The following is a 12,375-nucleotide window of genomic DNA, read 5'->3' on the forward strand; positions in this document are numbered from 1 at the left end:
GTTCACCCCTGGGAAGGCTGCCACAGCAAGGGGTTGCCGCTGGCGCGCGAATACCCTTCCTCGCCCATGAGTACATCGAGCGGCAGGCTTGCCAAGTCGTCGGCCACGGGCTCGATGTTGAAGTCTTTTTCCTGGTAGAAGATTTTGCGGTAGCTGCGGCAATGCTCGCAGGACTCGGCCTTGACGCCTTCGCGGCCGCCTTCTATGGAATGGTAGGCAATACCCTTGGTCTGTTCGCAATGCGAGCAGGTCACGCGCACCAGATGCCATTCCGTCGCGCACAGCGAACAGCACAGATAGCGGCAGCCATCTTGCGCGCCGCCGATGCGAACCACGCTGGCAACCGGCAGGCTGGCACAGACCGGGCATACGCCGAACGGGCTGACCACCGGCAATTGCCGCTCGTCGAAGCGGCTGGCCAGGTCGATCCAATAGACTTGCAGGGCCGCCATCACGAAAGGCGCGATGGTACTGTCGATGGCGTCATCGCGTTCGGCCAGCACCGCATCGGCCATGGCTTCGAGCTCGTCGGCGCCGCTGGCGGCCAGGGCCTTGAGCTCGGCACAGACCTTTGCCGCCGGATGCGGAATGCCGGCCGCCAGCAAGTGGTCGAGCAGCTCGGCCAGCATATTGCGCCAGGCCGGATCGCGCCGCCACCCTATGGCTTGCAGCGGCGGCATGCCATGCGCCTGCGCTTGCGAGATGTGTTCTTCGGAGGCTTCGGGGGCCGAGAAGCCGGCCAGGACATGCGCTTGCGCATCGACCAATTGCGCCATCAGCAGCAGATAGTCGCCCGCCGCGTTATCCGGCGCCAATTGCCGCAAGCGCGCCGCCCTGCCGGCAAGAACCGACGCCCGATCGGGCAAGCGGACGCGGGGAATGGAAGTGCGATCCAGGCTTTCGATCTCGCCGCGCGGCAAAATTCGCTGCAATATGCTCTCCTAAACAAATATGGCTGCCTTCCGCAAAGCAGGGCAGCCACACGCCAAACCAGGATGGCGAAGCAAGACGCTATTTCCGGGCGGGCAGTCCGAACACCTGGCGAAACCAGGCCCGGTGATGCTTCCAGGCCCAACCCGGCGACACCGTGCCTTGCGTCATGGCATGCACCGACCCCTTGACCCAGACGGCTGCATAGATATGCACAATGATGGCGCAAATCAGCAAAAATGCAAACAGGGCGTGCAGCAGCGAAGCCAGGCGAATTGCCCCGATGGGGAAGACCGCCCCGAAATACACGCGCCACATGACCACGCCGGTAACCAGCAGCACCAGCAGGAACAAGACCAGCGCGAAGAACAGCACCTTCTGGCCGGCGTTGTAGCGGCCCACGTCGGGCAGCTTGTCTTCGCGCCCGTTGACGACATCGCCGAACTGCCGCAGCCACTGGGCATCCTGCCGCGTCATGAGGTTGTGCTTCCACATGCGCACGGCGAACACCGCGAAGCAGACGACCATGAGCAGGCCCACGAACGGGTGCAGGATGCGCGTCCAGGTGCCGCCGCCGAACAGGCTGGTCAGCCAGTAGAACGCCGGATGGAACAGGCCCAGCCCGGACAGCGCCAGCAGTACGAAGGTAATGGCGATGATCCAGTGGTTGGCGCGCTCGCCCGGCGTATAGCGCAAGATGGTTCGGGGCTTCTTGACCTCATTCATGATGGATTTCCTCCTCGGCCTTGCGCTCGTCGTCGGCATCCGACTCGAGGGGGCCCTTGGTCATGTAATGGAAGAATCCGGCCAGCGCCGTAGCGGCCATGACGGCCACGCCCAATGGCTTGGCAACGCCCTTCCACAGCCCGACCATGGGGCTGATGACGGGATCCTTGGGCAGGTCGCTGTATAGCCCGGGCTTGTCGGCATGGTGCAGCACGTACATGACGTGCGTGCCGCCCACTCCCTGCGGGTCGTACAGGCCGGCATTTTCGAAGCCGCGCGATTTCAGGTCGACGATGCGCTCGGCGGCGTGCTGCCGCATGTCTTCCTTGGTGCCGAACACAATGGCGCCGGTGGGGCATGTTTTGACGCAGGCTGGCTCCTGGCCCACCGCCACCCGATCGGAACACAAGGTGCATTTGTAGGCCTTGTGATCGTCTTTGGATATGCGCGGAATATCGAAGGGACAGCCGGTGATGCAATAGCCGCAGCCGATGCAGTTTTCTTCGTGGAAGTCCACGATGCCGTTGGTGTATTGCACGATGGCGCCCGGCGACGGACAGGCCTTGAGGCACCCCGGATCCTCGCAATGCATGCAGCCGTCCTTGCGGATCAGCCATTCGAGGTCGCCCTGGGGGTTCTCGTACTCGGCAAACCGCATGACGGTCCAGGACTTGTCGGTGAGGTCGGCGGGGTTGTCGTAGACGCCCACGTTGACGCCGATTTCGTCGCGCAGATCGTTCCATTCCATGCAGGCTGCCTGGCAAGCCTTGCAGCCTATGCATTTGGTGGTGTCGATAAGCTTGGCGACACTGCCGGCCGCCGGCGCACGCACGCTGGGAGACGGAGTAGTGGTGGCCGAGCGCCGCTTGATATCGAGTGATTGCAATGCCATGGCTGCGCTCCTAGACCTTCTCGACCTTGACCAGGAATGACTTGGTCTCGGGTGTCTGTGAATTGCCGTCGCCGACGGGCGGGGTCAGCGTGTTCGCCAGGAAACCCGGCTTGGCGATGCCCACGAACCCCCAATGAATGGGAATGCCGACCTGATGCACCGTTTTTCCCTCGATGGTGAGCGGCTTGATCCGCTTGGTGACCAGGGCAACCGCCTTGATATAGCCGCGGTTGGAAGACACCTTGACCCGCGAACCGTTGGGTATGTCCAGCTCCTTGGCCAGGGCCTCGCCGATTTCGACGAACTGCTCGGGCTGCAGAATGGAATTGATCCGCAGGTTCTTGGTCCAGTAATGGAAATGCTCGGTCAGGCGATAGGTGGTGCCCACGTGAGGGAACTGCGCAGCCTTGCCCATGGTCGCCAGGTCGTCCTGGAACACCCGCGCTGCGGGATTGTTGGTGGCCCGGGGCTCGTCGGGACTTAGCGGGTTGTAGCCCACCGGCGTCTCGAACGGCTCGTAGTGCTCGGGGAAAGGCCCCTCGGCCATGCTCTTGCGAGCGAAGAAGCGGGCCACGCCCTCGGGGTTCATGATGAACGGCCCCATGCCTCCCGCCGGATTTTCGTCCAGCTTGAAATCGGGGACATCGGCGCCGCCCCAGGTCTTGCCGTTCCAAGAAATGAGGCTGCGCCGCGGATTCCACGGTTTGCCTTGGGGATCGCAAGACGCCCGGTTGTACAGCACGCGCCGGTTGGCCGGCCAGGCCCACGCCCAGTTCAGAGTCTGGCCGATTCCGGTGGGGTCGCTGTTGTCGCGGCGGGCCATGAGGTTGCCGGCGGCCGACCAGGCCCCGGCGTAGATCCAGCAGCCGCTGATGGTGGACCCATCGTCGCGCAGCTCGGAGAAGCCGGCAAGCTGTTCGCCCGCCTTGCGCAACACCTTGCCCGCCGGGTCGGTCAGGTCGACCAGCGCCCGCCCCGTGTACTCTTTGGCAAGCTCTTCGGCCGTGGGGTATTCAGGATTGGAATACGGCCACCACAGCTTCAGGATGGGATCGGGATACTTGCCGCCCTCGGTCTGGTAAAGCTTGCGCAGGCGCACGAACAGCTGGGCCATGATCTCGATGTCGCTTTTCGCCTCGCCCGGAGGCTCGGCCCCTTTCCAGTGCCATTGCAGCCAGCGGCCCGAATTGACCAGCGCGCCTTCCTCTTCGGCGAAACAGGTGGTGGGCAGCCGGAACACCTCGGTCTTGATGCTGGCGGTGTCTACGTCGTTGTGCTCGCCGACATTGCGCCAGAACTCGGCGGTTTCGGTGGCCAGGGGATCCATGACGACCAGGAACTTGAGCTTGGAGAAGGCGTCGAGCAGTTTCTTTTTGTACGGCGCGGCCGCCAGGGGGTTGAAGCCCTGGCAGATGTAACCGGTCATCTCGCCCTTGTTCATCAGGTCGAAGACCTGCAGCATGTCGTACGTCTTGTCCAGCTTGGGCAGGTAGTCGAAGCCCCAGTCGTTCTCGGCGCTTACCGCATCGCCCCACCAGGCCCTCATGAGGCTGACATGGAATTTTTTGTAGTTGCTCCAGTAGCTGAGTTGATTGGGCCGCAACGGCTTTTGCGTGCGCGCGCCGATATAGGCGTCGAACGACTGCTCGGCCTGCCTGGGCAGGGTCAGGTAGCCCGGAAGGAGGTCGGTCATGAGGCCCAGGTCGGTGAGGCCCTGGATGTTGGAATGGCCGCGCAGCGCATTCATTCCGCCGCCGGGCACGCCGATATTGCCCAGCAGCAGCTGCACCATGGCGCCGGTGCGGATGATTTGCGAACCGATGGTGTGCTGCGTCCAGCCCAGCGCATACAAAATGGTGGCCGACCGGTCGGTGCCCGACGTGGAGGCCAGCATTTCACAGACTTTCAGGAATTTTTCGGGAGGCGTGCCGCAGGCCCGCGAGACCATTTCGGGCGTATAGCGCGAATAGTGCTTCTTGAGCAGTTGATAGACCGTGCGCGGATGCTGCAGCGTGGGATCGACCTTGACGTAGCCGTCTTCGCCGCGCTCGTACTCCCAGGAGTCTTTGTCGTAATTGCGCTTGGCCTCGTCGTAGCCGGAGTACAGGCCATTCTTGAAGGCGAAGTCTTCCCGCACGATGAACGGAAAATCCGTGTAGTTGCGCACGTATTCGTGCTGGATCTTGTCGTTGTCGAGCAAATACTTGATGACCCCGCCCAGGAAGATGATGTCGGTTCCGGTGCGTATGGGCGCATAGAAATCCGCCACGGACGCCGAGCGCGTAAAGCGCGGATCGACGACGATGAGCTTCGCGTTGTTGTGGGCCTTGGCCTCGGTGACCCACTTGAACCCGCAAGGGTGGGCCTCGGCCGCATTGCCGCCCATGATCAGCACGATATCCGCGTTCTTGATGTCGACCCAATGGTTCGTCATCGCTCCACGGCCAAACGTCGGGGCAAGACCTGCCACCGTCGGGCCGTGTCAGACACGCGCCTGGTTGTCGAACCCCAGGATACCCAGGCTGCGGATGACCTTGTGCGTGACGTAGCCGACCTCGTTGCTGCTGGCTGAGGCCGCCAGCATGCTCGTGGTCGTCCATCGGTTGACCACCTTGCCGTCGTCGGTTTTCTCGACGAAATTGGCGTCGCGGTCGTCCTTCATGAGCTTGGCGATGCGGGTGTAGGCTTCGTCCCACGACATGCGCTGCCACTTGTCGGAGCCGGGCGCGCGGTATTCGGGATATTGCAGGCGGTTGGGGCTGTGGATGAAGTCGACCAGCGCCGCGCCCTTGGGGCACAGCGTACCGCGGTTGACCGGGTGGTCGGGATCGCCTTCGATGTGCGTGATGCTGGCCGTGGCGTTCTTGGCGCCATCGCCCAGGCTGTACATAAGTATGCCGCAAGCCACCGAACAGTAAGGACAGGTATTGCGCGTTTCAGTCATGCGCGCAAGCTTGTACTGCCGGACTTCGGCCAGGGCCGGACTGGGGGCGGCCCCCAGTAAAGCCAGGCTGGAGCCCGCCAGTGTAGTACCTGTCACCTTGAAGAATTGGCGCCGAGTCATGTTGACCATGGAGCTCTCCAGAGGAAGAAGGAAATTGCGCGCCCGCGCGCCCGCTTACTACCCTTGCCGGGGAAACGCCCTGTCGGCATTCCCGATACGGCTGAGTATAGGCCTCGCCGCATAAAAATACCAATCAAGAAGGCATCCCGTTTCATGCCCCAGACAAGAGGGCGGCAAGGTTGCAAGCAACCCCGCCGCCCTCTGCAAAACCATTGCCCGGTTGCCGGGCGGGGTTCAGTCCCGCTTGGGAATATTCAACCCGCGCGCGACGGCCGGCCGGGCAAGAAAGGCGTCCAATACACGCACGACATTCGGGAAGTCGGCAATGCCGACCAGGTCGCCCGCCTCGTAGAAGCCGACGAGATTGCGCACCCAGGGAAAGGTGGCGATGTCGGCAATGGTGTATTCGTCTCCCATGATCCAGGCCCGGCCCGCCAGGCGCTGCTCGAGCACGCCCAGCAGACGGCGCGATTCGGCGACGTAGCGGTCGCGGGGGCGCTTGTCTTCGTAGTCCTTGCCGGCGAACTTGTTGAAGAAGCCGACCTGGCCGAACATGGGGCCGATGCCGCCCATCTGGAACATCACCCATTGCAGGGTTTCATAGCGTCCGGCCACATCCTTGGGCATGAACTGCCCGGCCTTCCCGGCCAGGTAGACCAGGATCGCACCCGACTCGAACAAGGGCAGCGGCTTGCCTTCGGGCCCGTTGGGATCGAGGATGGCCGGAATCTTGTTATTGGGGTTCAGCGACAGAAACTCGGGGGAAGTCTGGTCGTTGGCGTCGAACCGCACCAGGTGCGGCTCATACGGCAGCCCCATTTCCTCGAGCATGATGGAAACCTTGACCCCGTTGGGCGTAGGCAAGGAATAGAGCTGGAGGCGGTCTGGATGCTTGGCTGGCCATTTCTTGGTAATGGGAAACGCGGAGAGATCGGTCATGATTGAAAGATTGAAAAGTGCCTGCGTTGGGTCGGGAATGAACGGGCGCGGCAATAAAACGCGCCTTGCGAAAACAACAGGCATTATGGCACGGCGCATCCCCGGCATGAGCGGCGCCGTACAGTCACGCCAAGCCACATGAACCGCCGCCGGAGACGTTGCCCTTTCACAAGCGTCGTCGCCCCCGGAATTCCTGTGCGCAGCAGGTTTCACACGTTGTAAATCCTGTTTACTTATAGTAAAAACGGGCAGCGCGTCGTTCCGCCCGCCCTTCCGCCCTACTCGTCGTCGCACTCACAAACACGATCATGGCAACCGTGCCGTGCGAGGCGTGGTTCGCTTGGCAGAGCGCCGGAAAATCCCGGCCGAAGATCCCGAAACGTCCGCCGCGCGCATTCATAAGACAAACAGGCACATCACTGCCAACGCATCAAATGGGGAAATCATGAGAACTCGAAACAGGCTTGTCCTGGCAATAGCCCTTGCCCTGGCCAGCCATTGCGCTCAGGCGCTGGAATACCGGCTGGCTTACGGTTCCGATGGCCAGCCGGTATTCCGGGCCCGCTTCATGGACGTGGGCGACGGCCCGGTCATGGACGACGACGACGAGGTTACGGAATCCACCTGGAACCTGGACGGCCAGCAAAAAGACAAGATACTCCAGGCCCTGAATCGCTGGGCCGAAATCATCAAGCCAGTCCCCGGCCAGCTTCCGGCAATCATCAACATCGGCACCGTCGACGACAACAACGCCTTCGGCAGCAGCACGGCCGTACCCGATGGGCAGACCAGTCTGACTCAGCTGCAGCGCGTACTGTTCGGCATGACGAACCCCTCGCTGACATTCGGCTCCCACGCACAGTTCGTCATGGGGAAAATGAACTGGGACTTCCTGGAGTCCTATCTGCCTTCCCAGTTGCCGCGCGCGCAATTCGGAGCGGATCTTACCGCCGTCGCCTTTCATGAGCTGGCGCACGGCCTGGGCATCCTGGGCGTTGCCACCGACCGTGGCCCGAGCCGGTATACCCCCTATTTCGCAGACGTATTGGATTCGTGGACCCAGCACCTGCGTGACGACAACGGCAATCCGGCCCGGCCCGGACAAGCCATTTATTGCTCCGGCTGCAATAATCCCTATACACCCGACAGTTTCAACGTGGGAAGCGACAAGGCTTATTTCACGGGCAAACACGTTCAGGAGGTGCTGGCCGGCGCCATGCCCGGCCTGCCGGTTCGCATACACTCGGAGAGCGGCCGGATCGATACCGGATACATGGCCCATATCGAGCTCAAGAACAGCCTCATGAGCCACCAGGGCTATCGCAACTACACGCAGTTCATGGAAGCCGAACTGGCTGCAATGCAGGACATGGGCTACAACATCGACCGGCGCAACTTCTTCGGCTATTCCATCTACGGCAACGGCCAGCAACTGGTCAACACCAACGGCTACTTCCTGCGCAACGACGCCGGCACCGCCTACGTGTCCGGCCAATACAACACCGCCGTCCTCGGCCTGGGCCTGCACATCTACGGCAGCTACAACACCGTTTACCAGCAGGCCGACCTGCTTACCAAGGGCCCCGGCGGCGCGGGCGTGCGCGTGGACGGCGTCGGCAACACGCTGGTCGTGCAGCCCGGCACCCGCATCTACGCCGACGGCCTGAACGGGCGCGGCATCATGTTCACCTACGGCAAGAACCATAACCTCGTTCAGCGCGGCGACGTGCAGGCCCTGGGCGAGCTAGGCGTCGGCGCGAGTTTCGACTTTGGCAACAACGCCATAGGAGATGAAGCCAGCTACCGGGGTTCATACATCTATTCGATCAGTGGGACACTCTTGCCCCCCCTCGACGAACTCAATGGCGCGCTCGTCGACAACTTCGACCTGACCGGCAGGCTGGCGGGCAGCGCCGCCGCCATCTATATCTCGCAGAACGCCCTGGTAAGCAACATCAACATCATGCGCGGCGCGCAGATCCAGGGCGATATCCACTCCGATTACAAAGAGCAGAACGGCAGCGGAGAGCAGCGCCTGACCTACATCACCTTCGGACAACTGGCCGACGGACAGGGCCGCGCCACGGGCCGGCCCGACCCGGACTTCGCCTTGCGCTACGACGGCAATATCCAGGGCATCGACAATCTGGTCGTCAACGCCAAGGGCGGACGCACCTCGCTGAACGGTTCGCAGGAACTCTACGGCGTCGTGGTCGACTCGGGCGCCACCTTGGGCGGCAACAGCACATATACCTTGAACGCCGACGGCGCCTTCGCCAACCACGGCACGGTCAGCCCAGGCAATTCCATCGGCACCATCGCCATCAACGGCGATTACGAGCAGTCCGCCACTGGCAATCTGCTCATGGAAGTCAACAACCACGGAGCCCATGACACTCTCATTGTCAGCGGCACGGCGGAACTGGACGGCACGCTGACCCTGGCCGCCGCTTCCGACTGGTATGCCACCGGCGCCACCTTGACCCTGGGCCTCGGCGACCTGGTGCAGGCCGGTTCCACCACCGGAACCTTCGTATCCCTGGGCAGCGTCATCGCGTCGCCGACCCTGCTCGCCACGGCAAGCACGCTGGGAGGCAACAACTATCAATTGAGCATTACGCGCCAGGGCAACGCCTACAGCCAATACGCCTCGAGCGACAATGCGCGCCAGGCCGGACGCGCGCTGGACGCCATCGCCGGCTATGCCGGACCCGGCATCCAGCCGCTCTACCAGACGCTGGACTTCTCGGCGCCAGACGGCAGCATCATCGCCGGCGCTCTGCCTCAGTTGTCGCCCGAAGCATACAGCGCCATGGCCGCCAGCTCGCTCAACCGCGAACGCCAGATCGCCGGCCAGATCAGCGCACGCGGCCAGGCCCTCCGGCGCGACGCGGCGGCCGACGGCCAATGGCGCGGCTTTGCCATTCCCTTTGGCGGAGGAACCAGCCAGAATCCACATGGCACGCTGATCGGCCAGAACGCCTCGAGCTACGGCGTGACCTTCGGCGCCGAAAAACTCGACAGCCAGCATCCCGACTGGTCATGGGGCGTATACGGCGCCGTCAGCGGCCAATCCGTCAATGTCAACGACGGCCTTCATGCATCGGGCCGCAGCACCGCCTTCAACCTGGGCCTGCAGGCCGGCTACGCGCCCGATCCCGCCTCCGGCCCCTATCTGTTCGGCCTGGGCCAGTTGGGCATCGAAGATGCCCACTTCACCCGGCGCCTGGCCATCGACAGCTACTCGGCCAAGAACCAGGCCGACTGGACGGCCCTGAACGGCACCCTGATGGCCGGCGGCGGCTATCGCTGGGCATTGAGCCGATCGTTTAGCCTGGGTCCGATGGCCACCTTGAACTACACCCGCCTGAACCGCCCCGGCCTGACCGAATCGGGCAACGACGCCAGCCGCCTGCGGCTTTCGTCCTCCCACTTCGATTCGCTGCAGTCGAGCATCGGCGTAAGCGCCAGCCTGAACCTGGCGCGGCCCAGCGGCGCACTGTTGACCGCCAATCTGCAGGCCACCTGGGATCGCGAGCTGCTGGACAACGACTATGTGCAGCAAGCCGCTTTCGCCGACTATCCGCAGGCCTCCTTCGCCAGCCGCAACAAGCTCGCCGGACGCGACGCCTTGGGCCTGGCCGCGGGCCTTACCTACCAGGTCGACAAGAACTTCACCGTGGGCGCCAACGTAAGCAGCCAATTGTTCCGGGCGGGCTATCAGTCCGTCTCGGGCAATCTCTCGCTTTCGCGGCGGTTCTAGGAACTCGGTCGATGGCTGCGCGGCAGGGTGGCGCGCAAAATGCCGCGCCCGACCCGCGCGGCCCAGGCTCCAAACGTAACCAGCCAGGCCGCAAGCGCTACATATAGAAACACTCTGGCGATGGGATCCAGAAAAGCGAACCCCATCGCCCTGCCCATTTGATGCGTGCTGGCCGCGTACATGCCCAACGGAAACACCGCGCCCCAATAAAGCGCGTCGTATTGCACGGGAAAGCGCCGGTAGCCGTGGCGCCATATTTCCAGCACCGCCAGCATCGGTATCCACCAAGTTCCCGTGGCCCAGTAGAAAATGGTGAATCCCTTCAGGAACGGCTCGAGCGAAGCCAGATAGGGAATCCGGCCCGCATGCAGAATCAGCATGGAGCCGGTCAACGCCGAAATGGCCATGGCGCCCATATTGATCCAGTACGGCGGCACCAGGTCTCCGGGTGAAAACCGGAAAAACGTATCGCGGTAGAAAATCAGCGACACCATCCAGATATACAGCATGCCGCCCCACAGCCACATCGACAGGGCGAAGAAGACCATTTCGATTTGCTGCGGCGGGCTTGCGTATGGCACGAGAAGCAGGCTCAACGAAGCCAGCGACTGGGTCGCCACCACCGCCAGCAGCCAGCCGCCATTGATGCCGCGCCGTAGCGACGGCTTGCCGGGCTTGATGATCAGGGCAATGAAAATGACGTAGGTCAGGCACACCCACAGGCCCAGCGCCACGCCCCACAACAGCCACGCCGCGCGCTCGTTGCCCGCCAGGGTAAGAAACTGCTCGCCAAGAATGCCCGAGGCGGCAACCGCCGTGAAGAACCCCCAGCCCCGCAGGTGATCGACGAGGTCGCCGCAAAACCGCCTGGGCCAGAACACGGCCCGCGTCACCATGAGCACCCACAACACGCCATACATTGCAATGTTCAAATGGAACAGCCCGCGCGCCAACGGCGCCATGCCCAGCATATCGGCAGCCAGCGACACAATGCCCGTGGCCATGACCATGCCGAAATACGCCGGCGACATGGCGGCCAGCGAAGCCTTGCCCGCTATTTTCCAGGCTGCTTCATGCCGCTTCATCGAGATCCCCCCCGCTGGTAATATGCCGCAGCTCTTCCAGCAGCTGCACGGCCGTGCGCGGCAAAGACCCCCTGCGGCGGCGGAACACATAGAAGTGCCGGCTGAGCTGGGCGCCCGGAATCGGCAGCGGCGCAATGGTGTTCACCTCGCGCTCGGCCTCGTACAAAGGCATGGGCAGGCTGCTGAGGAAATTGGCCCGCAGCACCAGGGCCTTGATCGTGACGATCGAGCGGGTTTCAACCACCACCTGCGGCGGCGGCATCCCCGCCCCGGCAAACAGCTGGTGCAGCTCTTCGCGCGGTTTGGTGCCGCGCGGCGGCAAAACCCAGCGCTCATGCCGCAGGTCGGCGAACGACAGGCCCTCCCGGCCCCAGAGGGGATGCCTGGTGGAGGCGACGATGCCGCTCAGGTCTTCCCAGCCCGAATCCGCCACCATGCTGATCTCGTCGGTTTCCTCTTGGGAAATGCCGATGGCCAGGTCGATTTCGTTCTTGATCAAGGCATCGGCCAGCACGTCGTCCACGCCCTCCATGATTTGAATCTGCAGGCCGGGCCAGCGCAGCAGCAGGCGCTCGATGGCGCGCGGCAGCGCCGCGCTGGCGACGCTGGCAATGGCGCCCACGCGTACCGTGCCCTTGCTCAGGCCCCGCAGCGCATCGATTTCGTCGAGAGCCAACGCCGATTCTTCCTTCAGCAATTTCGCATGCGGCAAAAGCGCCTCGCCGTAGGGCGTAAGCACCATACCCTTGGAGTGCCGCTCGAACAAAGGCACGCCGACCTTTTCTTCCAGTTGCCTGACGCTGCGGCTCAATGCTGGCTGCGTAATGTGCAGCGCCTGCGCCGCGCGCCCGAGGCTGCCGGCTTGAACAATGGCCAGGAAGGCCGTGAGCTGTCGAATATCCAAAGTCATGCCTTATTTTTATGACTTTAATCAAAAAAAGCAATATTCAAGCATGGTCAGGCCAAAGATAATTTT

The 12,375-nt window shown here is 62.9% G+C and carries 8 protein-coding genes; 1 reads left to right on the forward strand and 7 read right to left on the reverse strand.

From position 1 onward, the window contains the following. Positions 1-2: 2 nt before the first annotated feature. From fdhE to VNT00_RS17420, 5 genes are all read right to left on the reverse strand, one after another. Positions 3-932 (reverse strand): formate dehydrogenase accessory protein FdhE, encoded by a 930-nt coding sequence (fdhE, locus tag VNT00_RS17400; protein ID WP_325589795.1) that lies wholly within the window; start codon positions 930-932, stop codon positions 3-5. Positions 933-1,011: 79 nt separating this feature from the next. Beyond that, the gene (locus VNT00_RS17405) at positions 1,012-1,656 is read right to left on the reverse strand and encodes a formate dehydrogenase subunit gamma (RefSeq protein WP_325589797.1); all 645 of its coding nucleotides are present in this window, start codon (positions 1,654-1,656) and stop codon (positions 1,012-1,014) included. Next, positions 1,649-2,548, reverse strand: a complete 900-nt coding sequence (gene fdxH / locus VNT00_RS17410; RefSeq protein WP_325589799.1) for a formate dehydrogenase subunit beta — start codon at positions 2,546-2,548, stop codon at positions 1,649-1,651. The genes VNT00_RS17405 and fdxH overlap by 8 nt, the downstream gene beginning before the upstream one ends. Before the next feature lie 10 nt (positions 2,549-2,558). Then, positions 2,559-5,621, reverse strand: a complete 3,063-nt coding sequence (gene fdnG, locus VNT00_RS17415) for a formate dehydrogenase-N subunit alpha (protein ID WP_325589801.1) — start codon at positions 5,619-5,621, stop codon at positions 2,559-2,561. Positions 5,622-5,846: 225 nt separating this feature from the next. Continuing rightward, on the reverse strand, positions 5,847-6,551 hold the full coding sequence (locus VNT00_RS17420) for a glutathione binding-like protein (RefSeq protein WP_325589802.1): 705 nt from the start codon (positions 6,549-6,551) through the stop codon (positions 5,847-5,849). A 445-nt stretch (positions 6,552-6,996) separates the two neighbouring features. Here VNT00_RS17420 and VNT00_RS17425 point away from each other — a divergent pair, with 445 nt between their 5' ends. Next, positions 6,997-10,314, forward strand: coding sequence for an autotransporter outer membrane beta-barrel domain-containing protein (locus VNT00_RS17425; protein WP_325589804.1), 3,318 nt, complete (start codon positions 6,997-6,999; stop codon positions 10,312-10,314). Here VNT00_RS17425 and VNT00_RS17430 read toward each other — a convergent pair. Next, positions 10,311-11,399: a tellurite resistance/C4-dicarboxylate transporter family protein gene (locus tag VNT00_RS17430; RefSeq protein WP_325589806.1), complete on the reverse strand. Its 1,089-nt coding sequence runs from the start codon at positions 11,397-11,399 to the stop codon at positions 10,311-10,313. The genes VNT00_RS17425 and VNT00_RS17430 overlap by 4 nt on opposite strands. Further along, positions 11,386-12,309 carry a LysR family transcriptional regulator gene (locus VNT00_RS17435; RefSeq protein ID WP_325589808.1) on the reverse strand — a complete coding sequence of 308 codons (924 nt, stop codon included), beginning with the start codon at positions 12,307-12,309 and terminating at the stop codon, positions 11,386-11,388. The genes VNT00_RS17430 and VNT00_RS17435 overlap by 14 nt, the downstream gene beginning before the upstream one ends. Positions 12,310-12,375: the final 66 nt, after the last annotated feature.

It is taken from the genome of Eoetvoesiella sp. (genome assembly GCF_035555955.1).
In the GTDB taxonomy this organism is placed as follows: domain Bacteria; phylum Pseudomonadota; class Gammaproteobacteria; order Burkholderiales; family Burkholderiaceae_B; genus Eoetvoesia.

Bases quoted from the DNA above. Each gene is read 5' to 3' on its own strand.
- VNT00_RS17405 (WP_325589797.1), bottom strand. From the start codon at position 1,656: ATGAATGAGGTCAAGAAGCCCCGAACCATCTTGCGCTATACGCCGGGC.
- fdxH (WP_325589799.1), bottom strand. From the start codon at position 2,548: ATGGCATTGCAATCACTCGATATCAAGCGGCGCTCGGCCACCACTACT.
- VNT00_RS17420 (WP_325589802.1), bottom strand. From the start codon at position 6,551: ATGACCGATCTCTCCGCGTTTCCCATTACCAAGAAATGGCCAGCCAAG.
- VNT00_RS17425 (WP_325589804.1), top strand. From the start codon at position 6,997: ATGAGAACTCGAAACAGGCTTGTCCTGGCAATAGCCCTTGCCCTGGCC.
- VNT00_RS17430 (WP_325589806.1), bottom strand. From the start codon at position 11,399: ATGAAGCGGCATGAAGCAGCCTGGAAAATAGCGGGCAAGGCTTCGCTG.
- VNT00_RS17435 (WP_325589808.1), bottom strand. From the start codon at position 12,309: ATGACTTTGGATATTCGACAGCTCACGGCCTTCCTGGCCATTGTTCAA.